We start from the raw sequence: 23,262 nt of genomic DNA on the forward strand, positions 1-23,262 counted from the left end.
GAGCCGTTCGTAAAGAGCGGCTCTATTTGTATATACAAAAGGCTAATTAAAAACATCTCAGCCACATATACCAATATTCATTTTTTGGCGTTAAATTTGTAATTACCACAGGAACTCGACAGGCGAACTGGCGAAGCAATCAATCAAAAAATCATAAATCATGTTAAAACAATTTTTCATTCTTTGCTCCGGAGCCGACAAGGATCTTCTTGAGGGCTGTTCCGAAGGCGAACAAACCAAATATGTAGGCATTGGCGCCACCGTTTTCTTTACTGCGGTCATGGCTTTTCTTGCCAGCTCGTATGCGCTTTTTACCGTTTTTGACAGCATTTATCCCGCAATCGCATTTGGTATCGTTTGGAGTTTGCTCATTTTTAACCTCGATCGTTTTATTGTTTCAACAATTCGAAAAAGAGATAAATTTGGAAGTGAATTTCTGCAGGCTACGCCCAGAATTATTTTAGCGGTAATCATTGCTATAGTGATTTCGAAACCATTGGAAATTAAAATTTTCGAAAAAGAAATCAATACCGTTTTATTGAAAGAAAAAAATGTGATGGCTTTGAATAATAAAAAAGAAGTGGCCAATTATTTCAAATCAGATTTGGATAAAAACAAAGCTGAAATAGCCAGTTTGAAATCGGAAATCACAAAGAAAGAGAAAGAAGTTAATACACTTTATGAAACCTACATCACCGAAGCAGAAGGAACTGCAGGAACGAAAAAATTAGGGAAAGGTCCTGTTTTTAAAGAAAAAATCGCCAAACATGATCTGGCCAAAAAGGAACTGGACACTTTACAAAAAACCAACTTAGCTAAAATTGCTGAAATGGATAAAAATACAAAAACGCTACAAACCAATTTAGACAAGAAAGTCACCGAAACCCAACCTATAATTGATGGATTTGATGGTTTAATGGCACGAATAAACGCCTTGGACAAATTACCTTGGTTGCCTTCATTTTTCATTATGTTGTTATTTCTCGCTATAGAAACTTCCCCTATTATTGCAAAACTTTTATCTCCAAAAGGCGAATACGACTATAAATTAGAAGATCTGGAAACAGCGTTGAAAGCAACAATCGAGCAAGACAAATACCAACGTACTTTGCTCGTAAAAACTAGTGCTACAATGCATGATAAAGTCTACGGAGATATTGCTGACGACACCAAATTGTATGATTTACAACGAAAAAATGCTACCGATTTATTAGAATTACAATCCAATAATTTTGTAGAAAAGCAGAAAAGAACACTTTAAGTCGAAAGTCGAAAGTCCTAAAGTCAAAAGGAAGTAAATATCTTTTGACTTTAGGACTTTCGACTTTAAGACTAATTACATGTAACTCAAAATTTCTTTTTTGAAAGCGTCGTATTCGCCTTGTAAAATCAATCCGTTATCTAACAATTTTTTATAATTCTGCAATTTTTCAAAAAGTTCGTCTTGCGAAAAATCACTTAATGATTTGTCTTTTGACGTTACCGCAACCTCCTCAAATTCCTGATTTTCAACAGTAAAATTAGGTTGTGAAACCGGCATTATTTCAGCAAAACTTGTCACTTCTTCTGTTTCCATTTCTTCGATAATTTCCACTTCTTCGATTGGAACAACCGGAACTTCATCCATTATTGTTGCGTTTAATACAGAACCAACTTTTAGTATATCCAATTGTTCTTTAGCATACGTAAAAATCTTGCGCGCTTGGATTTTAGGAATATAATCAATAGAAACTTCCATGTTTGTTCGGGTCGTAAATGAAAACTCAGAACCCAAAATATTTTCTTTCACAAAAGTTCCTTCAACCTCATCCCAAGTGTAATCAATAAAATTCATCGATAGTCCCAGATTTTTGGGCTGACAAATGATAATTCTTTTATTCGTCATCACAATACTATCCGGCAAAACAGTAATCGCTGGTTTTTTTTGAACAGCAATATATCCGATTTCTTCATTTTTCATCAATAAATCACTTAGCTTTGAAGCGATTTTTTCAATGGCTTTTGGGTCTTGTTCTTCGTTTAAAAACTTTTTAAATTGTTCTTTCATGTGATATGCTGAATTTATTTCAGTAAGTATTTATAATTTTAATCCTAATTTATTCGCAAAAGTAATGCCTAATTGTCAAATTCTTGAATTTCGTTTTGTAATTTCTTTGTTAAACTTTTGAAAACCAATTCATAGGAATGATCAATTAACACTTTGACTAATGCATCCGCAACTGATTCATTTACAGCAATTGTATTCCAATGGGTTTTACTCATGTGAAAACCCGGTTGAATAGCATCGTATTCAGCGCGCAATTCCTGAGCACGCTCTGGATCACATTTTAAATTAACTGATGGCTGTCCTTTTTCCCACTGACTTAAAGAAGACAATGCAAACATTTTTCCACCCACTTTAAACACCAATGTATCTTCATCAAAAGGAAAATGTTCCGTCACTCCTTTTTTGGAAAGCGAATATTCGTAGTATGTTTCTAAGTTCATTTTATGAAATTATTTTCATTCAAATTATTTTCTTTTCCATCATTTTTTCTGGATTTTCCAATGCTTTAAAACCAAATTTCTGATATAAAAAATGAGCGTCTAAAGTAGCTAATCTCCAAATTTTAACCTCTTTCAGTTTAGGTTCTGTAATCATACTGTTTATTAGAATCGAGGAATACCCTTTCCCTCGATGTTCTTCAACAATAAAAACATCCATTACATAAGCGAAAACCACATAATCAGTAATTACACGTGCGAAACCAATTTGCTTTTCATTTAAATAGATCCCAAAACAAAATGAATTATCAATCGTGATTTGAACTTCAGTCATTGTCCTTCCTTTTGCCCAATATGTATCTTTCAGAAACTGCTGAATAAACATAACGTTTAGTTTATTTTTATCATTTGAAACGGTTACCATATATCATATAGTATTGGTTTACTGGGACTGGCATCATTTTCAAAAGACGCAATTTGTAAATTCAATAAATAACTGCCATCTTTCACTTCTTCATCTACAAAAATCATCTCGGTAATCGTACAATTCAATCTGGCATCTGCATTCAGATTATTGACATCTTTTACATTCCAAAAAGCTTTGTGCGCCAATAATTTTCCTTCATCTTTTTCTTTATCAACACTTGGCAAATCAATTAATAAATGCTGAATTCCGATTTCGCGAATAAAACGCGCCGCCTCTTCATTTAGATAAGGCGGATTCGTATTCGAATATTTTAAAGATTTTTTTATTTTAAAATTAGGTAGAGTTCTAATAATTAGGGCTTCTTTTGGAACACCTAACTTTAGCGTCAAATCGAGCGCAGTCGCGATGTTATCCAATGTAATCACCAAATCTTCTCCTTGCAATTCCGGCTCAACCGAAATCAATTCAGCCAAAAATAAAAATTGTTTCAACGATTGATTTATGCTGTAAAATTCTCTTGTTATATGACCCAGACATTCGGTGTGCGTTCCATGTCCGTGTGGATTGAAGAAAATATTATTGAAATTAGTAGAAGATTTTCCTTCCGAAACTTTCCCAATCCAATCCCCAAAAACTACCGGTTCAATGACTGGTTTCTCGATATACCACGCAATTGGATTCTCATCCGTATTCGTCAACGGAATCGAAATATCAATGGGTTTTGATAAATCGACTTTAAAGTTATCAATAGTTGCTATCATAATTATTCAACCACGAAGGGCACTAAGATTATCACCAAGATCACAAAGCATCGTGGACTTTGCGCCATCTTTGCGTTCTTAGTGGTTTATGTTATTCCAAATTTAAGTAAAACAAATCACTTGCAATTCCATCTGTCAAAAATTTTCCTTTCGGTGTTGTCTTCAAAATATTGTTTTCGATAAAAACTAAATCATCATCAAGAAATTTCTGCGCCTGTTTGTCCAGATATTCCAAATATTCAGTTCCAAATTCAGTTTTAATTCTATCCAAAGAAACTCCCCAAATCGTACGTAAACCCGTCATAATATATTCGTTGTAACGGTCATTAATTGAAAGGATTTCTATTTCGTTGGGCAATTTATCTTCTTGAATGGATTTTAAATAAAGGGAATTATTCGACACATTCCAACTTCTCGAGATGCCATCATAACTGTGCGCCGAAGGACCAATTCCAATGTATTTTTTCCCCAACCAATACGCCGAATTATTCTTGGAAATAAAAGTTGACTTTCCAAAATTCGATAATTCATAATGAATAAAATCATTTACTTCGAGCATTTCGACCAAAATAGCAAAATGTTCTTGAGCAACTTCATCTTTTGGAGCTGCAATTTTACCGGTTTGAATTAGTTTATTCAAAGCCGTTTTTGGCTCTACCGTCAACGCGTAACTGGAAATATGCGGAATCCCGAAAGACCAGGCTGTTTCAATATTTTGCTTCCATTTCTCGTTGCTCATTCCCGGAATTCCATAGATTAAATCAACGGAAATATTGTCGAAATATTGAGTTGCTACTTCAAGGCATTTTCTGGCTTCCGCCGAATTGTGAGCACGGTTCATCATTTGTAAATCATCTTCAAAAAAAGATTGGATTCCAATGCTTAACCGGTTAATTTTGCTTTCAGACAATTCAATTATTCGGTGACTTGACAAATCATCAGGATTGGCTTCTAGTGTAATTTCAGGATTTTCTGCAACAGAATAGTTTTTATACACTTCAGCAATCAGGAAATTAATTTCTTCGGAAGTTAAAACACTTGGCGTTCCTCCGCCAAAATAAATAGTCTCAACAATTTCGTTTTTAAATTCATTTTTACGCATCTGAATTTCTTTCGCAATAGCCAAAACCATCTCTTCTTTCTTCTTCATCGAAGTCGAAAAATGAAAGTCGCAGTAATGACACGCCTGCTTGCAAAAAGGGATATGGATATAGATTCCGCTCATTTATTAGTGTTCAGTGTTCAGTTTTTTAGTATCCAGTCTTGAGAAAGTGTTTAGTGAGCAGTTATTTAGTAATCATATATGTACTGAATACTAAAAAACTGAACACTAATCACTCCTTTTTAACTCCAAACTTTTCAGGGTTCAAAATCATATAATTTACAAGTTTTCCAATTTCTAAACTTTCAGAAATAAATTCCTGATAAATAGCTTCAGAAATATATTTACAAGATAAGGAAAACTCTAACCACACTTGTGTTTCTGAATTTTCTCCATCAGAATCGGTCAACTTACTATAAAAATGTTTTGGGTAAATTCTCTTTCTATATGCTTCGGCAATAGTTGCAGGAACACTCCTTGAAGAACGTCGAATTTGATCCGTTAATGAGTAGGTTTCTTCCTTTGGAAATGATTTTGTTATTTCAAAAATCTTCATTGCTAATGCAAATGATTTTTTATAGGCTAATAAATCTTGGAATCTCATATAATACATTTTAGAAAACTGAACACTCTAATTTAAGGAATACTACTGAATACTAAAAATTTGAACACTGCTCACTACTTTTTAACTCGTTCTTCGTTTTGTTTCACAAAAGCATCCCAACCGGTATAACTTTTCTCTCCCACCACTTTTCCAGAATTGAAAAAATGACAAACCGCAGCTGCTAATCCATCTGTACTGTCAAGATTTTTAGGCAATTCTTTTAATCCTAAAAGTTGCTGAAGCATTTTGGCAACTTGTTCTTTGCTGGCATTTCCATTTCCGGTAATCGCCATTTTTATTTTCTTAGGTTCGTATTCAGTAATGGGAATGTCTCTCGAAAGTCCTGCTGCCATTGCCACTCCTTGTGCACGTCCTAACTTCAGCATCGATTGTACGTTTTTACCAAAGAAAGGCGCTTCAATCGCAATTTCATCCGGATTGTGCGTATCAATCAACTCAATCGTACGTTCAAAAATGATTTTCAGCTTTTGATAATGATTGTCGTATTTGGACAATTGCAGTTCGTTCAGTTGCAAAAATTCCATTTTTTTATTGACAATTTTTATCAATCCAAAACCCATAATCGTGGTTCCTGGGTCAATTCCTAATATGATGCGTTCGTTTGCCAATGATTTAGTCTAAAGTTTAAAGTCTAAAAGTTTAAAGTTTTGTTACTTTGCACAAATGATTACAATTCCACACAAAACTAAGCAATTCCTCGTACTTCTGATCAAAATTTTGATTGTGGGCGGTGCGTTTTATTTTATATACAATCAATTGGCCAACAACGACAAACTGGATTGGCAAAAATTCATTGTTTTATTCCAAAAAAATCAATCCATTGGCGGAATTGCGTTTATTATGTTATTAAGTGTTTTGAATCGGTTTTTTGAAATCTTAAAATGGCAAAACTTAGTTGCATTTATCCATAAAATATCGTTAGGAGCAGCAACAAAACAAGTTCTTGGCGCATTAACCGCCGGACTATTTACACCAAATGGAATTGGAGAATATGCCGGAAAAGCACTATTTTTTGATAAATCAAACGCAAAAAAAGTGATTTTCTTGAACCTGATTTGTAACGGAATCCAAATGATATTAACCGTCATTTTTGGAATTTTCGGGTTGTTGTATTTTAACTCGCAGTACAATGTGATTTCCACAAAAACGGCAGCACTAATTTTTGGATTTCTAATACTTCTTTTCATAATTTTATTTTCGGTTAAAAAAATTACTATTAAAGACTATTCGATAGAAAAACTGATTCAAAAAATTAATGAAATCCCAAAACCCATCCATCAAAAAAACATCTTTTTAGGTATTTGCCGGTATCTGGTTTTTTCGCACCAATACTACTTTTTGTTTTTGGCTTTTGATGTTGACTTGCCTTATTTTACATTGATTGCGACCATTTCGTCTGTTTATTTTTTAGCTTCCTCCTTACCTACTTTTCAATTTCTGGACTTTGCCGTCAAAGGAAGTGTTGCGGTTTATTTCTTTGCGATTTTAGGCGTTAACGAATGGATTGTGATTTTCATTTCGACTTTAATGTGGTTTTTAAATGTGGTTTTACCGGTAATAATTGGCGCTTATTATGTGTTAAATTATAAAATCCTCTCCCCAACCCTCTCCAAAGGTGAGGGAGACGAAACTTTATAAAACAATTATGATTACAATTATTTTACATATCATAATTTTCTCCTATTGCTTTGCGATAATTATACTGATTTATGGTTTTACCAAAGTGAACACAATTGAATGTACCAGGCTGACGCCAAAAACAAAATTCTCCATTATTATTCCTTTCCGGAATGAAGCCGAAAATCTGCCTGTTTTATTAGAAAGTTTGTCGAAGCTGAATTATCCTGTGGAATTATTTGAAGTGATTTTAGTTGACGATGAATCTGAGGAAAAGTTCATCATTCCAAGTTTAAAATTTAAAGTTTCGGTTGTAAATAATGTCAGGTTTTCGAATTCACCAAAGAAAGATGCGATTGGAACTGCGATGCAAATTGTAAATTCGGACTGGATTATCACCACGGATGCGGATTGCACCGTCAATACAAACTGGTTATTATCCTTGGACAATTATATTCAACTTAATGATGTTGCTATGATTGCCGGAGCGGTAACGTATGATTGTAATAATTCATTTTTGCACCATTTCCAACAGTTGGATTTAGCGAGTTTACAAGGCGCGACCATTGGTAGTTTTGGTATTGACAAAGCATTTATGTGTAATGGCGCTAACTTTGCTTACAGTAAATCGTTTTTTAAAAAGTTGAATGGTTTTGAAGGAAACGATAAGATTGCCAGTGGCGATGATGTATTCCTGTTGCAAAAAGCAGTTGCTAAAGTACCTGAAAAAGTGCATTATCTAAAATCTCAAAACAATATTGTCACCACAAAACCATTGAACGACTGGAAATCGTTATTCTACCAACGCGTTCGATGGGCTTCAAAAACAAGCTCGTATCAAAGTACTTTCGGGAAAGGATTGGGATTATTGGTTTTTATTGGAAATTTGTGTTTGGTTTTAGGTATTAGCTTTTGCGTACTCGGTTTAGTTTCGTTTCCAAATATCTTCTTATTATTCCTACTGAAATTTATTGTTGATACTGTCTTGATTTACAAAGCCAATCATTTTTTGAATAAAAGCAAAATCAGCTATTTGATTTTGAGCAGTTTGTTCTATCCGTTTTTTAGCACGGGTGTTGCGTTGTATTCTTTACTTGGTAAATATGAGTGGAAGGAACGAAAATTTTAGATTGCAGATTTTTGATTAACGATTTTTGATTTCTGAAACGATACTTCTTGTTTTACACTAAAGCCCTTGCCCAGATGGAAACGGCATCCTTTTTCTTTTTTCTTTAAAAAAGAAAAAGATACAGTGAACAGCTGGAAATAGCTTCTAAAAAACTACTCTACTTTTAGAATAACCGGAAGAATAAATTGTGTTTTTACGGGAATTCCGCGCTTGATGGCTGGATTGATTTTTGGGAAATCAACCAAACGGGCTTTCAGAATACTATCGATTTTGATTTTGTCGTAGGTCACGGAATCTTTGGGAAATTGAGGCTCAAATTGCAGGGTTGCATTTGGGAAAACTGTAACTTTTACTTCAATTGTATCGAGTTCAGGATAGAGAATCGACAAAGTGTCAACGCTCAGTTTCTGCTGAATCAACTGCGTTAGAACTTCAAAAAAACATTGTTGGCGTTGTTTTTTATCATCAATTTTTTCGCAATCTACCACTGATGGATATTCATCGACTTCTTTCCAGTTGATGGATTTCAGCTCCTTCTGCAACAATTCCTTTTCAGAAGGAATTTGCTTGTCAAAGTATTGACAGGAATTAAAAAATAGAAATACTAAAAAGAGGTAATACTGCTTCAAGGCTTTGTTTTTGAATTGGACTAATATTTTATAAAAATACAATTATTTTTTTTGGGATGCTTTCGAAAGTAAATAATCTTCGTAGTTTTCAGCAAACCATTTCTTTTTGTTTTCGATTGCAATTTTTTTTTGACCTGAATCCAGAACCGTCAATCGATCTGAAAAAGTTGTAGTCTGTATCATATCCTTATAATATTCCTCCTTTGTTAATATTAAACTAAGGCCGGATTTTTTATCCAAATATTCAAAAAATAATGCGTCAAACTCTTTGAGGAAAAATCCAGTACTTTTGCCCTCTCTGCGTTGTAAATGGTCTCTTTTAAAAGCAGGTCCTTGCCACTTTCATTTTTCTCGTGAGCGCTTACCGAATAAAAAGAAAGAGTAAATAAGAGTGTTACTGAAAATAATTGTATTAATTTCATCTTAAACATTAGCGTAATACGTGTTGCTTTTGTGTTTTCAAAATTACTAAAAATAAATTTATGGATATTCTGCTTTTAACTTTAGGTTTCGCATGCGTTGTTACAGGTTTATTTGGTAGTTTTTTACCAATTTTACCCGGACCAAGTGTGAGTTGGGTTGGATTAGCATTACTCTATTTCACAAAAGCTGTTCCGGCTAATTATTGGATTCTGGGGATTGCATTCTTAATCACTGTAATGATCTCGGTTTTAGATTACGTGATTCCGGCAAAGGGAACTAAAAAATTTGGCGGAAGCTCGTATGGCATCTGGGGAACAAACATCGGTCTAATTATTGGAATTCTTGCTCCTGTTCCTTTTGGGTTCATTATCGGTCCTTTTGTTGGTGCGTTGATAGGCGAACTTATTTATGACTTTAAAGACCACAACAGGGCTTTGAAAGCGGCTGCAGGTTCCTTTGCGGGGTTTCTAGCTTCCAGTTTTATGAAATTTGTGGTTTGCGTAATGTATTTGGGATTGTTTGTGTGGATTGTATGGAACTATAAATCCCAGTTGTTTTAATGTACCTTTAGTTTTAGAACTATATTTAAAAGAAAAAGCCTTTCCATTACGAAAGGCTTTCTTAAATGAGCGGTCTGGACGGGACTCGAACCCGCGACCCCATGCGTGACAGGCATGTATTCTAACCAACTGAACTACCAAACCTGCTTTATTTTTAAATCAAAAAAGCTATCCACAAAAGTGGAAAGCTTTTCATTGGTCTAACTACTAAACCCGCTACGAGTTACAAATTCGTAGCAAACAACACAACTAACGTTAAAAACCTTATGGGGCAAAAAAGCCTTTCTGTTACGAAAGGCTTTCCCCAATATTGCGGTCTGGACGGGACTCGAACCCGCGACCCCATGCGTGACAGGCATGTATTCTAACCAACTGAACTACCAAACCTCTGCGTTATTGCGGTGGCAAAGATACAATAGATTTCCGTTTACGCAAGCGTTTTTTGAAAAAATAATTGATAAAATTTCACATCAATATCCAAAGTTTTGTTTTTCAACCAAGTATGTCATTAAAACTTTTTCAAAACTTTCATTCACACTCACCGGAATATATTTTATTTGGTTTTGAGAACAGGTTAAAGCCAACTTCTTGAAGTAACTTTTAACTTGCTTTTCGTATTCTTCTTTCACATTATCCGCAAAAATCGCTACTTCTTCTCCCGTTTCCACATCAATAAACTTTCTTGGAGCGTTATCAAAGTCAAAATTTAACTCTGTCTTATTATCGACAACATGAAATAAGACCACTTTATGCTTATTGTGTTTTAAATGTTGCAGCGCATTAAACAGCGCTTCTTCTCCCGTGCCGAGACTTCGGGATTCGGGACCGGATTGAAACATATCCGTAAATAAGATAATCATCGAACGACGGTGAATTTTTTCCGCTATTTGATGCAAAAAAGTAATAGTATCCGTGTTTTTCTTTGTCACAGGTTTTTCTAAAAGACCTTCGAGTGTATTTAAAATCATTCGATGGTGGCGATCACTGCCTTTTTCTGGCGCGTAGTACTCATAAGTATCTGAAAACACACTTAATCCGACAGCATCTCGCTGTTTCTTCAACAGACTCATTAAAACCGCCGAAGCCAACACCGAAAACCCAATTTTGTTCTCAAAAAAGTTCTGACTTTCTTTTAATTTCGGATAATGCATTGACGAGGAATTATCGATAATAATATGACACCTCAAATTAGTCTCTTCCTCAAATCGTTTGGTGTACAAACGATCGGTTTTGGCAAACAACTTCCAGTCAATATGTTTAGTGCTTTCGCCAACATTATAGACTTTATGCTCGGCAAATTCAGCCGAAAATCCATGAAACGGACTTTTATGCATACCTGAAATAAAACCCTCCACAACCTGATTGGCCAGCAACTCCAGATGCTGGAAACTGGAAATTTTCTCTATTTGCGATTCGATCTTCATATTCCAAATATATTAAAAGATTGAACAATTTAAAAATTAAACCATTACAGAAACTAAATTTAACAACGGAAATAAATTTAGCTTAAACAAAAAAAGGCTTGACTTTCGTCAAACCTTCTCTCTGAATCCTTACGGATTCTATATAAATCATAATCTACCGATTACAACAAAGCGTCTAAACTATCTGCGTAAGTTTGTTTTGGAGCAACTCCTACTTGTTTTCCTACTACTTCACCTTTATGAAAAACCAATACTGTTGGGATGTTTCTAACACCATATTTAGCAGCAAATTCTTGGTTCGCATCAACATCAACTTTACCTACAACAACTTTACCTTCGTATTCGTTGCTCAATTCATCAATGATTGGACCTACCATTCTACAAGGTCCACACCATGCTGCCCAAAAATCCACCATTACCGGTTTGTCTGATTTCAAAACTACTTCTTCAAAAGTAGCATCTGTTATTGCTAATGCCATAATATTTTATTTAAAGTTTAGCGTTTGAATATCTTAAAGTTTCAAACTAGAATACAAATTTAGAAATTAAAAACAAATCAAACACTATTCTCAAATTAGTTTTGACTATTAACCTATTATCAATTCCTATCCATAACTTTTATAAAATACTTTTTCCTTCTTTCTTGAAGCTATTTCCCGCTGTACGCTATATCTTTTCCGGCTTAAAAAAGCCGGAAAAGGATGCCGCTCCCATCAGGGCTATTAACCCGTGTTTCCAAAACGAATTTTTTTAAAACAAAAAAGGGATGCTTTTTCAAACATCCCTTCACCTTTAAAAAGTTGTATTACAAGCTATATTTCAATCCAAGTGTCAAACCAAGACCACTGATTCCAACATAAGAACTTAATTCATCCATTGGTTTAGTAGAATTCAATCCATTAGGATTTGTCGCAGCATTATTTGAATTAACATCCAAACGATTTACATAATTCGTGTGAATTTGAGCTTCAGTTCTGCCAGCCAAAGCATTTTGACCATTCATAGTAAATTCAGTAGTTTCTTTCGATTTACCATGAACGGTAAAATTACGGTATTCTAATTCTGCAAATGCCGAAATATTTTTTCCCAATTTATAAGAGGTCCCTAGTACCGCCATAAAACCAACAGTAGGATTCGGTTTCACCTTGTCCACACTATGAATGGCTGCAGTAGCTGGACTAGCGACACCAGTTGGTGCAATTGCATCTGTAGTAATTTCTAAATCCCCATACACTGGCACAAGAACTCCAACTTTAGTATATGGTTCAAAACCATTCTGCTCTCCTAAAAACAAAACTAAAGCAGGTGCTAAATCAAAAGCACTGATTTGTCCCACTGATTTAAAATTGTAAACAGGACGACCACTAGAAATAAAAATTATATCTGTAGTAGTTTGAGCCATCGTTTTATCAGCACTAGAATAATAATTAATTCCCATTTCTGCTCCCAAACGAGTATTGAATCTGTAACCAACTGCTGCTCCACTTCTAAAACCTTCACCAAATGAACCTGTAACACTCTCTTCAGAAACTAATTTTCCACCTACGTATACTTTATTCAAAGCTGCATTTCCTCCTACAGTAGGGAACTCAGTGGCAGCCGTTTGAGTAAAATAAGATCCTGCTACTTTAAAATACCAACTTTCTTTTTTTTCCGTTTGCCCTACCATTGTGATCGAACAAATCGCAAATCCCAATAAAAATAATTGCTTTTTCATAATTTCGTTTATTATCATTTATGTAAAAATAAACCATTTTTGATGAAAAATTAATGACAAATGCGATGAATAATATGTTAAATAAAAACAAAAGATTACAATTGAAGGTTTAGATAAAATTTAAAATGACACTAATTACACAACAGACTTAACATGAGATTCTACAGATTTCGTTTATAATCCGTGGATTTTTAATTCAATTTGAAGTTAACCTGCATTTTTTCCAACTCCACCAGCAGTTCGTTTGAGATTTTTATTTTCAATTTTCTGCTTGGCATAGTAAGTTTGGTTACAACTTTAATCTCTTCAACTTCTTCCACTTTTGCCAAAGTTTCTGTCTCCGGGATTTCTAGCGTTTCCATTTCAGAATCTTCATTATCATCAATAAAAGCTACCTCATCATTTTCAATCTCAACAGGAGCAACAGCAACAATTCGTTTCGTTTTTTCCAATTCCATGATTTCAAAAGACACTGAGTTGTCGCCTTTATTCTCTTGAAAAAGATGACTTAATTTATGGATAAAATCCGCTTGTAAATCTTTAATATTCAAATATAAAATCAGTTTTTTAGCAAACGTTGACAGTACATCCTGTAATTGTTTTACTTCTGTAAACTGCAATCTGGGCTCGCTTTTTTTTCCTGTGTCTTGATTGACCCAGCCTTCTTTTATCAGAACTTTTATAAAAACAAACTGATTGTTGTATAAAAAATGATAGAACTTCAAATATTCCTCTCCAAAAATCTTAAACTCAAAACTCTCGTCAAAGCCTTCTAAAGTAAAGATTGCCCAATCTTTACCATTCTTTGCGGTTCTGCGTTGAAAATTGCTTACAATTCCGGCAAATGTTAAGCTTTTGCCCACATACATTTCCATGTTTCTAAGCGCTTCCAGCTTAGAATTACAAAAATATTTCATTTCAAATCTAAAATCATCCAGAGGATGACCCGAAATATAAATCCCAACAACTTCTTTCTCTCTTGATAATTTTTCCATCGTACTCCAATCCTCACAAGGTGGCACGATCGGTTCAGCGATTTGCACATCGCTGGCATCACCAAACAAACTCACTTGCGATGAATTTTCGTTTTCCTGAAATTTAGACCCATACCGAATCGCTTTTTCATAAAATGTAATTCCGTCGCCATCATCATGAAAATATTGCGCTCGTGTTGTTCCTAAAAAAGAATCGAATCCTCCGGCCAAGGCCAGATTTTCCAATGCTTTTTTATTCGCTGCACGCAAATCAATACGTTTGGTCAAATCAAAAATAGACTTGTATTTTCCGTCTTTTCTTCTTTCTACAATAGTCGCTACTGCACCAGAACCCACGCCTTTCACGGCTCCCATTCCAAAACGTACCGCGTAATCATCGTTAACGGTAAACTTGTAAAATGACTCGTTGACATCGGGTCCCAAAACTTGTAATCCCATACGTTTACATTCTTCCATAAAGAACGAAACCTGTTTGATATCACTCATGTTATTGGACAAAACCGCAGCCATATATTCGGCTGGGTAATTGGCTTTTAAATAAGCAGTTTGGTATGCAATCCAAGCATAACAAGTCGAGTGTGATTTATTAAAGGCATATTCCGCAAAAGCTTCCCAGTCTTTCCATATTTTTTCTAATTTATCTTCGGCATGACCTTTGGCGGCCGCCTGACTGATAAATTTAGGTTTCATTTTATCTAAAACATCCTTTTGCTTTTTTCCCATCGCTTTACGCAAAACGTCGGCATCACCTTTGGAAAAATCCGCTAGTTTTTGAGACAAAAGCATTACTTGTTCCTGGTAAACGGTAATTCCGTACGTATCTTTTAGTAATTCTTCGCAGGCATCAAGATCATATACAATTGGCTCTTCACCATTTTTTCGCTTGACGAAACTTGGTATGTAAGCAATCGGTCCCGGACGATACAATGCATTCATGGCAATCAAATCGGGAAAAACCGTAGGCTTCAATTCCTTCATGTATTTCTGCATTCCCGGACTCTCATACTGGAAAATCCCCACCGTCTCTCCTCGTTGAAAAAGCTCATAAGTCTTTAAATCATCAATTGGAAATTCATCGGGATTTAGGTCAATTCCACTTCTATATTTAACTAATTTGACCGTATCTTTAATCAGAGTCAGAGTTTTCAAACCCAAGAAGTCCATCTTTAATAAACCCGCACTTTCCACCACCGAGTTGTCAAATTGCGTCACATACAAATCCGAATCTTTGGCGGTAGCCACCGGAACAAAATCAGTAATATCACTTGGCGTAATAATCACTCCACAGGCGTGAATTCCTGTATTTCTTAAGTTTCCTTCTAAAACTTTGGCTTGCTGAATCGTTTCTCCACCCAGATCATCTTCATTCGCTAGTCCTATTAATTCTTTTATTTTATCAAATTCTTCCGGACGAACCGCTTTTTTAATTACATCTTCTTTTTCATTTAAAAAACGGGCTAAATTCCACTTAGAAGGCATCATTCCCGGAATCAATTTCGCAATTTTATCTGCTTCAAACAAAGGCAAATCCAAAACACGAGCGGTATCCCGAATGGCTGATTTTGTTGCCATTTTACCGTAAGTGATAATTTGTGCCACTTGTTTCGAACCGTATTTCCGGATCACATAATCCATTACGCTGCTTCGTCCCTCATCATCAAAATCGATATCAATATCGGGAAGTGACACACGATCCGGATTCAGGAAACGCTCAAAAAGCAGGTTGTACATCAATGGATCGATATTGGTAATCTTCAAACAATACGCCACCACCGATCCAGCTGCAGAACCCCTTCCTGGCCCTACCGAAACGCCCATACTTCGCGCCTCGGCAATTAAATCTTGTACAATTAGGAAATATCCCGGATAACCAGAATTAGAAATTGTTAATAATTCAAAGTCTAGTCGTTCCTGAATTTCTTCGGTGATTACAGGATATCTGCGATTAGCACCTTCTAAAGTCAAATGTCTTAAATAGGCATTTTCCCCCCGTACTCCTCCATCAACTGCATCTTCGGGATTATTAAATTCAACAGGGATTTCAAATTTTGGCAATAAAACTTCCCGCGCCAAATCGAAAATTTCAATTTTATCCACAATCTCCGAAATGTTCGAAATCGCTTCGGGTAAATTTGCAAAAAGCTGCTTCATTTCGTCTCCCGACTTGAAATAATATTCCTGATTGGGCAATCCATAACGATAGCCGCGACCACGACCAATAGGTGTGGTTTGTTTTTCGCCATCACGCACACAAAGCAAAATATCGTGCGCATTTGAATTTTCCTTGTCTATATAAAACGTATTGTTTGTCGCAACAATTTTGACATCGTGTTTTCTTGCCAATGAAATCAAAGAAGCATTCACCCGATTTTCATCTTCCTGATTGTGGCGCATCACTTCGATATAAAAATCTTCCTTGAACTCGTTTTTCCACCAAATCAAGGCCTCTTCAGCTTGGTTTTCACCAATATTTAAAATCTTATTTGGAATTTCGCCATAAAGATTTCCAGACAAAACAATAATGTCTTCTTTGAATTCCTGAATAACTTTCCTGTCGATTCTAGGCACATAATAAAAACCTTCCGTGTAAGCGATGGAAGATATTTTCGCCAAATTATGATAGCCTTTTTTAGTCTTCGCCAAAAGCACTATTTGGTATCCATTGTCTTTTACTTTTTTGTTTTTATGGTCCTCACAAACAAAGAATTCGCAACCTACAATTGGTTTCATCGGAACTTCGGTAGGCTCTTCACCATTTTCGATTGCCGCTTTATTCTTGGCCTCAGCCGCTTTATTATGATATAAAATATCGCGGACAAAATGAAAAGCACCCATCAAATTCGCATGATCCGTCATAGCAACCGCAGGCATTTTTTGTTGTGCCGCCGCTTTTACCAATGCCGCAATACTAATAGTAGATTGCAACACCGAGAACTGCGTATGATTGTGCAAATGCACGAAAGGCGCATCTGTAAGTACTTTTTTATTCTCAGAAAGCGCTGCTCTTGAAACGGTCGGAGCTTGTTTTTCGCCAAACTGTTGGCGGATTTTATCTGAAGCTTCCTTAAGATTAATATGTTTTAAACCAATGAGTTTAATCTCGCTTGGATTTTTATTTTGAAAATCTTGAAAATAACTGGATGGAACATCTAATTCCTCCTTTGTGAAAATATCTCGACGAATTAACTCTAAGAAACAACGCGTAGTTGCCTCGACATCGGCAGTGGCGTTGTGCGCCTCACCAAAAGGTTTATTAAAAAGATAAGAGTGTAATTCCGTTAAGGTTGGCAATTTGAATTTTCCACCTCGACCACCTGGCAATTTCAACAAAGAAGCGGTAATTTCAGTACAGGTATCTAGTATCGGCATCGAACTCATCTGGCTTTCAACACCCATTCTGTAAAATTCGCAACCCATAATATTGATGTCAAAACCTAAATTCTGACCAACGATGAATTTGGCTTTGCCTAATGCGATATTGAATTTTTCTAAAACTTCTGCTAACGAAATCCCATCGGCTTTCGCCAATTCTGTAGAAATTCCGTGAATCCTTTCAGCGTCATACGGAATATTAAAACCTTCGGGCTGGATTAAATAATCTTGATGCTCTATGAGTTTTCCCACATCATCGTGCAACTGCCAAGCGATCTGAATACAACGTGGCCAGTTGTCCGTATCAGAAATAGGTGCGCCCCAACGCTTTGGTAATCCTGTAGTTTCGGTATCGAATATTAAGTACATAAATCCCCTCCCCAGCCCTCCCCGAAGGGAAGGGTGTCAAAATCCTTAGATTCGGACCGTGTATTTAACTGGTTTTAAACACTTTAAAATTAATAAAAGTAACCAAAAATGAATTTCAAATTTAGTTTTTTTCGAATGAAATAGAAGCAAATAATCAACAAAAAACAAATATATTTTTCAGGATTATTCTCCCATTAAAACCACAATCATTTTCAACAAATTATCTTAGCAGCATCTTGTTAAAAAGATAAAAAGAATCCGTATTGATTTTTTGGATGTCGTAGTATTTCATCAAAAAAAATACTGAAATACGGTTGAAAAATATGTCATTTACTAATAAAATCAGTTTTAAAAACAACTTCAACTAAAGTCAAATAACAAATTTAATATTAAAAAAAAGTCGATTTTATTGCCATTTAATTACATATTTATAAATATAATAGCTTTTTATAAGCATATTTTAGCAATTCGATAATTATAAAAACCCGCCAAAAATTAATTTTTTATTATATCAAAATAAAAAACTACGTTACTGTAAAAAAAGCTTAAAAGCTAAAAATCAGTAAAGAAATGCTCTAAAACGGTTTTGGGTATCGTATATAATGAAATATTAAAAAATAAAGACTTGATTCTTTTTTTAGTTTTGCTTTCATTGTTATCGTCATAGCCAATTTGGCTATAAAAAAATACATTAAAAACATATTAAAATGAGTACTACATTATTCGACAAAGTATGGGATTCGCACGTGGTGCGAAAAATTGAAGATGGACCGGACGTGTTTTTTATTGACCGTCATTTCATCCATGAAGTTACTAGTCCGGTAGCTTTTTTGGGTTTAAAAGAAAGAGGAATTTCAGTTTTATACCCAGAACGTACTTTTGCTACTGCCGATCACAATACCCCAACTATAAATCAACATTTACCAGTTCAAGATGCATTATCTGCCAATCAGCTAAAAGCATTGGAAGACAACGCAGCAGAATATGGTATTTCTCACTGGGGATTAGGTCACCAAAAAAATGGTATCGTTCACGTGGTAGGTCCTGAAAACGGAATTACATTACCTGGCGCCACTATTGTTTGTGGAGATTCTCATACTTCTACTCATGGCGCTTTTGGTGCTATTGCTTTTGGTATCGGAACTTCGGAGGTAGAAATGGTGATGGCTACACAATGTATCATGCAGCCAAAACCAAAGAAAATGCGCATCAACGTAAATGGTGAATTGAGCAAAGGCGTGGGTCCAAAAGATGTTGCACTTTATATTATTTCTCAATTAACTACTTCTGGAGGCACAGGATATTTTGCGGAATATGCAGGAGATGTTTTTGAAAACATGTCTATGGAAGGTCGTATGACCGTTTGCAACTTGAGTATCGAAATGGGTGCTCGTGGCGGTATGATTGCTCCGGACCAAAAAACATTCGATTTTTTAGAAGGACGGTTATACGCTCCAAAAGGCGAAGCTTGGGACAAAGCGGTAGCGTATTGGAAAACATTAAAAACAGATGCTGATGCCGTTTTTGATACCGAATTAAATATCAATGCTTCAGATATTGAACCAATGATTACCTATGGAACAAATCCTGGAATGGGAATTGGCATCTCGGCAACTATTCCAAATGCTAACCAGGTTAAAGGTGGCGCCGAAACATATAAAAAATCTTTAGCCTACATGGGTTTTAAAGAAAATGACGTAATGGTTGGCAAACCAATTGATTTTGTTTTCCTAGGAAGTTGTACCAATGGTAGAATTGAAGATTTCAGAGCTTTTACAGAAATTGTAAAAGGCAGAAAAAAAGCCGACAATGTTACCGCATGGTTAGTTCCAGGTTCGCATGTTGTAGAGGCACAGATTAAAGAAGAAGGGCTGCTGGACATACTTAACGAAGCTGGTTTCGTATTGCGTCAGCCTGGTTGTTCCGCTTGTTTAGCAATGAACGATGACAAAGTACCTGCAGGAAAATATGCGGTAAGTACTTCAAACAGAAATTTCGAAGGTCGTCAAGGTCCGGGTTCAAGAACTTTATTGGCAAGTCCAATTATGGCAGCTGCAGCTGCAGTTACTGGAATGTTGACAGATCCAAGGGAGCTAATGTAAGCCCCCTAACCCCCGAAGGGGGAATTTCTCGAAATACGAAAACATTTTACAAAAAAACATACGTCCTTCTACAACTCCCCCTTCGGGGTTTGGGAGGCTAATCTAAAAATCAAATGGCATACGATAAATTTAACATCCTTACGAGTAGCGCAGTGCCGTTACCGATAGAAAATGTAGATACTGATCAAATCATTCCTGCGCGTTTCTTAAAAGCAACTGAACGTGTTGGTTTTGGCGATAACCTTTTCCGTGACTGGAGATACAATGGAGATGACACCCCAAAAGCAGATTTCGTATTGAATGACGCAACTTATAGCGGAAAAATATTGGTAGGCGGAAAAAACTTTGGTTCAGGTTCTTCCAGAGAGCACGCAGCTTGGGCAGTTTACGATTACGGATTTCGCGCTGTTGTCTCCAGTTTCTTTGCAGATATTTTCAAAGGAAATTGCTTGAATATTGGTGTTTTACCGGTTCAAGTGAGTCCTGAATTTGCTGAAACAATTTTTGAGGCTATTGAAGCGGATCCAAAAACAAAATTGGAAATCAATCTTCCGGAGCAAACTATCACTTTATTAGCAACTGGTCAAAAAGAATCTTTTGATATTTCTGGTTATAAAAAAGACAATATGGTCAACGGTTTTGATGATATTGACTATTTACAAAACATCAAAGAAGAAATTGTTGATTTTGCAAACAAGCTTCCTTACTAGAAACAAACACGACTTCAAATTACGGAAGTCAAAACCACTTTTAGCATCAAATTTATAATGGAAAGAAGAAAAATTGAAATAATGGATACAACACTCCGTGATGGTGAACAAACCTCGGGAGTATCATTTTCTGCTGCAGAAAAATTAACCATTGCGCAATTGTTGTTGGAAGAATTAAATATTGATAGAATCGAAATTGCTTCAGCAAGAGTGAGTGAAGGAGAGTTTCAAGGTGTAAAAGGGATCATGTCATGGGCTTCAGAAAAAGGATATAGTAACCGCATTGAAGTCTTAACTTTTGTCGACGGAGGACTTTCTATTGAATGGATGAAAAATACTGGTGCAAAGGTGCAGAATTTATTAACTAAAGGATCTTTGAATCATTTAACACATCAGTTAAAAAAAACACCCGAACAACATTTTACTGAAATTGCACAAACAATAGCTTTAGCTAAAGAAAATAATATTGAAACGAATGTTTATCTGGAAGACTGGAGTAACGGAATGCGCAATTCACCTGAATATGTCTTTCAATATTTAGATTTTTTGACCAAGCAACCGATCAAAAGAATCTTACTACCGGACACACTAGGCGTTTTAATACCTTCTGAAACTTTTGAATTTATTTCTAAAATTGTAACGAAATACCCAAATACCCATTTTGATTTTCATGCACACAATGACTACGATTTAAGTATCGCAAATGTAATGGAAGCTGTAAAAGCTGGAATTCAAGGACTTCACGTAACCGTAAACGGAATGGGAGAACGCGCCGGAAATGCACCACTCGAAAGTACTGTTGCTGTAATTAATGACTTTTTTCAACAAATAGAAATCGGTGTCAAAGAATCTTCATTATATTCTGTGAGTAAATTTGTAGAAACTTTTACCGGTTATAGAATTCCTGCTAACAAACCTATTGTAGGTGACAACGTGTTTACGCAAACTGCAGGTATTCATGCCGACGGAGATAATAAAAACAACTTATATTTTAATGATTTACTTCCGGAACGTTTTGGCAGAACGAGAAAATATGCATTAGGAAAAACATCTGGAAAAGCTAATATTGAAAAAAACCTTCAGGAATTAGGTTTAAAATTAAATCCGCACGACTTAAAATTAGTCACCCAACGCATCATTGAATTGGGCGACAAAAAAGAAACAGTTACCAAAGAAGATTTGCCTTACATTATCTCTGATGTTTTGGACAGCCAAACCTATCAGGAAAAAGTTGTTGTCGAGTCTTATATATTATCTCATGCAAAAGGCATGCGTCCATCAACTACTTTATCCTTAAAAATAGATGGCGAAATTATTGAAGAGCACGCGCAAGGTGATGGTCAATTTGATGCTTTTATGAATGCATTGGCAAAAATATACAAAAGCAAAAATTTAGAATTGCCTAAATTGATCGATTACGCCGTACGAATTCCTCCAGGGAGCAGTTCTGATGCATTATGCGAAACCATAATCACTTGGACAAATAATGAAAAAGAATTTAAAACCAGAGGATTAGATTCGGATCAAACGGTTGCCGCAATTATAGCAACCCAGAAAATGTTGAATGTAATCCCCTCCCCAGCCCTCCCCGGAGGGGAGGGAGCCAAGCCGAAATTGGAGCTTGAAAATTTGGAATAAAATTAAAGAGATTTAACACATACTATAAACCCAATCCTATTCCACCTAGTCTCCCCCTCCTTCGGAGGGGGCTGGGGGGAGGAAAACACTATTAATATGAAATTTACCATAGCCCTTTTAGCCGGAGACGGAATTGGACCCGAAGTAATCAATGAAGCTGTAAAAGTTTCGGATGCAATTGCAAAAAAATTTAACCATGAAATCACTTGGACTCCTGCACTTACTGGAGCTTGTGCCATTGATGCCGTTGGAGTTCCTTATCCTGACGAAACACATGAAATTTGCATGAAAGCAGATGCTGTTTTATTTGGAGCCATTGGACATCCAAAATATGATAACGACCCAACGGCACCCGTTCGCCCGGAACAAGGATTATTATTGATGCGTAAAAAATTAGGTTTGTTTGCCAACATTCGTCCAACGTTTACTTTTCCTTCATTGATCGACAATTCTCCCTTGAAAAGAGAACGGATCGAAGGAACTGATTTGGTATTTTTAAGAGAACTTACCGGAGGAATTTATTTTGGAGAAAAAGGAAGAAAAGACGGTGGCGAAACAGCTTATGATACTTGTAGTTATACAAGAGTCGAAGTACAACGTTTGGCTAAAAAAGGATTTGAATTAGCCATGACACGAACCAAAAAACTGTGCTGTGTAGATAAAGCCAATGTAATGGAAACTTCCCGATTGTGGAGAGAGACAGTACAAGCAATGGAAAAAGACTATCCAGAAGTTGAAGTGAATTACGAATTTGTCGATGCGGTTGCGATGCGGTTGGTGCAATGGCCGAATTCCTATGACGTCTTGATTACTGAAAATTTATTTGGAGATATTTTAACGGATGAAGCATCTGTAATATCTGGCTCAATGGGATTAATGCCATCAGCATCTGTAGGAGAACACACTTCTTTGTACGAACCTATACATGGATCTTATCCACAGGCAACAGGTCTAAATATCGCTAATCCATTGGCGACTGTATTATCAGCAGCGATGATGTTTGAAGATGCTTTTGGATTAAAAGGAGAAGCAGAAGCGATTAGAACAGCAGTTAACAAATCGTTAGAGCAAGGAATTGTAACGGAGGATTTAGTGTCAATGGGAAGTAAAGCATATAAAACGAGTGAAGTTGGTGACTGGCTGGTTGCTAATTTATAAAAAATGTAGAGACGCACTGC

The 23,262-nt window shown here is 35.8% G+C and carries 21 protein-coding genes and 2 tRNA genes; 8 read left to right on the top strand and 15 right to left on the bottom strand.

Going from position 1 to position 23,262, the window contains the following annotated elements:
• Positions 1–160 precede the first annotated feature (160 nt).
• On the top strand, positions 161–1,261 hold the full coding sequence (locus ACP7AV_RS00760; protein WP_426090373.1) for a DUF4407 domain-containing protein: 1,101 nt from the start codon (positions 161–163) through the stop codon (positions 1,259–1,261).
• Between the two features lie 75 nt (positions 1,262–1,336).
• Here ACP7AV_RS00760 and ACP7AV_RS00765 read toward each other — a convergent pair whose 3' ends face one another.
• From ACP7AV_RS00765 to ruvC, 7 genes are all read right to left on the bottom strand, one after another.
• Complete coding sequence (locus tag ACP7AV_RS00765) at positions 1,337–2,047, bottom strand: PH domain-containing protein (RefSeq protein WP_426090374.1); 711 nt, start codon at positions 2,045–2,047, stop codon at positions 1,337–1,339.
• Between the two features lie 68 nt (positions 2,048–2,115).
• Positions 2,116–2,487, bottom strand: a complete 372-nt coding sequence (locus ACP7AV_RS00770; RefSeq protein ID WP_426090375.1) for an MmcQ/YjbR family DNA-binding protein — start codon at positions 2,485–2,487, stop codon at positions 2,116–2,118.
• A 19-nt stretch (positions 2,488–2,506) separates the two neighbouring features.
• Positions 2,507–2,908: a GNAT family N-acetyltransferase gene (locus ACP7AV_RS00775; RefSeq protein ID WP_426090376.1), complete on the bottom strand. Its 402-nt coding sequence runs from the start codon at positions 2,906–2,908 to the stop codon at positions 2,507–2,509.
• Entirely contained in the window at positions 2,902–3,672 is a 771-nt protein-coding gene (locus ACP7AV_RS00780; RefSeq protein ID WP_426090377.1) for a cyclase family protein, read from the bottom strand. Before ACP7AV_RS00780 ends, ACP7AV_RS00775 begins: the two co-directional genes overlap by 7 nt.
• A gap of 91 nt (positions 3,673–3,763) precedes the next feature.
• Positions 3,764–4,897: a radical SAM family heme chaperone HemW gene (gene hemW / locus ACP7AV_RS00785; protein ID WP_426090378.1), complete on the bottom strand. Its 1,134-nt coding sequence runs from the start codon at positions 4,895–4,897 to the stop codon at positions 3,764–3,766.
• Between the two features lie 109 nt (positions 4,898–5,006).
• Positions 5,007–5,378 (bottom strand): four helix bundle protein, encoded by a 372-nt coding sequence (locus tag ACP7AV_RS00790; RefSeq protein WP_426090379.1) that lies wholly within the window; start codon positions 5,376–5,378, stop codon positions 5,007–5,009.
• Positions 5,379–5,452: 74 nt separating this feature from the next.
• Positions 5,453–6,007 carry a crossover junction endodeoxyribonuclease RuvC gene (ruvC, locus tag ACP7AV_RS00795; RefSeq protein WP_073205242.1) on the bottom strand — a complete coding sequence of 185 codons (555 nt, stop codon included), beginning with the start codon at positions 6,005–6,007 and terminating at the stop codon, positions 5,453–5,455.
• Between the two features lie 55 nt (positions 6,008–6,062).
• Between ruvC and ACP7AV_RS00800 the strand changes: the two genes are divergently transcribed.
• Positions 6,063–7,037, top strand: coding sequence for a hypothetical protein (locus tag ACP7AV_RS00800; protein ID WP_426090380.1), 975 nt, complete (start codon positions 6,063–6,065; stop codon positions 7,035–7,037).
• A gap of 7 nt (positions 7,038–7,044) precedes the next feature.
• On the top strand, positions 7,045–8,145 hold the full coding sequence (locus ACP7AV_RS00805; RefSeq protein ID WP_426090381.1) for a glycosyltransferase family 2 protein: 1,101 nt from the start codon (positions 7,045–7,047) through the stop codon (positions 8,143–8,145).
• Positions 8,146–8,297: 152 nt separating this feature from the next.
• Here the strand turns inward: ACP7AV_RS00805 and ACP7AV_RS00810 are convergent, their stop codons facing one another.
• Positions 8,298–8,774, bottom strand: coding sequence for a hypothetical protein (locus ACP7AV_RS00810; protein WP_426090382.1), 477 nt, complete (start codon positions 8,772–8,774; stop codon positions 8,298–8,300).
• 42 nt (positions 8,775–8,816) lie between these two features.
• Positions 8,817–8,957 (bottom strand): hypothetical protein, encoded by a 141-nt coding sequence (locus ACP7AV_RS00815; RefSeq protein ID WP_426090383.1) that lies wholly within the window; start codon positions 8,955–8,957, stop codon positions 8,817–8,819.
• 299 nt (positions 8,958–9,256) lie between these two features.
• On the opposite strand from ACP7AV_RS00815, the gene ACP7AV_RS00820 reads away from it, so the two are divergent.
• Positions 9,257–9,757 (top strand): DUF456 domain-containing protein, encoded by a 501-nt coding sequence (locus ACP7AV_RS00820; protein WP_426090384.1) that lies wholly within the window; start codon positions 9,257–9,259, stop codon positions 9,755–9,757.
• 70 nt (positions 9,758–9,827) lie between these two features.
• On the opposite strand, the gene ACP7AV_RS00825 is transcribed toward ACP7AV_RS00820, so the two are convergent.
• The 6 genes from ACP7AV_RS00825 to dnaE form a co-directional block, all read right to left on the bottom strand.
• Positions 9,828–9,901, bottom strand: a tRNA-Asp gene (locus ACP7AV_RS00825).
• Between the two features lie 169 nt (positions 9,902–10,070).
• A tRNA-Asp gene (locus tag ACP7AV_RS00830) sits at positions 10,071–10,144 on the bottom strand.
• A gap of 83 nt (positions 10,145–10,227) precedes the next feature.
• Positions 10,228–11,181, bottom strand: a complete 954-nt coding sequence (locus tag ACP7AV_RS00835; RefSeq protein WP_426062722.1) for a DUF58 domain-containing protein — start codon at positions 11,179–11,181, stop codon at positions 10,228–10,230.
• Positions 11,182–11,342: 161 nt separating this feature from the next.
• A complete protein-coding gene (trxA, locus tag ACP7AV_RS00840; RefSeq protein WP_091203124.1) occupies positions 11,343–11,660 on the bottom strand; it encodes a thioredoxin in 318 nt (105 codons plus the stop codon).
• A 326-nt stretch (positions 11,661–11,986) separates the two neighbouring features.
• Positions 11,987–12,898, bottom strand: a complete 912-nt coding sequence (locus ACP7AV_RS00845) for an outer membrane beta-barrel protein (RefSeq protein WP_426090385.1) — start codon at positions 12,896–12,898, stop codon at positions 11,987–11,989.
• Positions 12,899–13,089: 191 nt separating this feature from the next.
• Positions 13,090–17,634 (bottom strand): DNA polymerase III subunit alpha, encoded by a 4,545-nt coding sequence (gene dnaE / locus ACP7AV_RS00850; protein WP_426090386.1) that lies wholly within the window; start codon positions 17,632–17,634, stop codon positions 13,090–13,092.
• 707 nt (positions 17,635–18,341) lie between these two features.
• On the opposite strand from dnaE, the gene leuC reads away from it, so the two are divergent.
• The 4 genes from leuC to leuB all read left to right on the top strand — a co-directional run bounded on the left by leuC (position 18,342) and on the right by leuB (position 23,242).
• Positions 18,342–19,736 (top strand): 3-isopropylmalate dehydratase large subunit, encoded by a 1,395-nt coding sequence (gene leuC, locus ACP7AV_RS00855; RefSeq protein ID WP_426090387.1) that lies wholly within the window; start codon positions 18,342–18,344, stop codon positions 19,734–19,736.
• Between the two features lie 113 nt (positions 19,737–19,849).
• Positions 19,850–20,446, top strand: coding sequence for a 3-isopropylmalate dehydratase small subunit (gene leuD / locus ACP7AV_RS00860; RefSeq protein WP_426090388.1), 597 nt, complete (start codon positions 19,850–19,852; stop codon positions 20,444–20,446).
• Positions 20,447–20,503: 57 nt separating this feature from the next.
• A complete protein-coding gene (locus ACP7AV_RS00865) occupies positions 20,504–22,084 on the top strand; it encodes an alpha-isopropylmalate synthase regulatory domain-containing protein (RefSeq protein ID WP_426090389.1) in 1,581 nt (526 codons plus the stop codon).
• Between the two features lie 96 nt (positions 22,085–22,180).
• Positions 22,181–23,242, top strand: a complete 1,062-nt coding sequence (gene leuB / locus ACP7AV_RS00870; protein WP_426062716.1) for a 3-isopropylmalate dehydrogenase — start codon at positions 22,181–22,183, stop codon at positions 23,240–23,242.
• Positions 23,243–23,262 lie beyond the last annotated feature (20 nt).

The sequence above is a fragment of the Flavobacterium sp. DSR3-2 genome (genome assembly GCF_049896525.1).
GTDB lineage: Bacteria > Bacteroidota > Bacteroidia > Flavobacteriales > Flavobacteriaceae > Flavobacterium.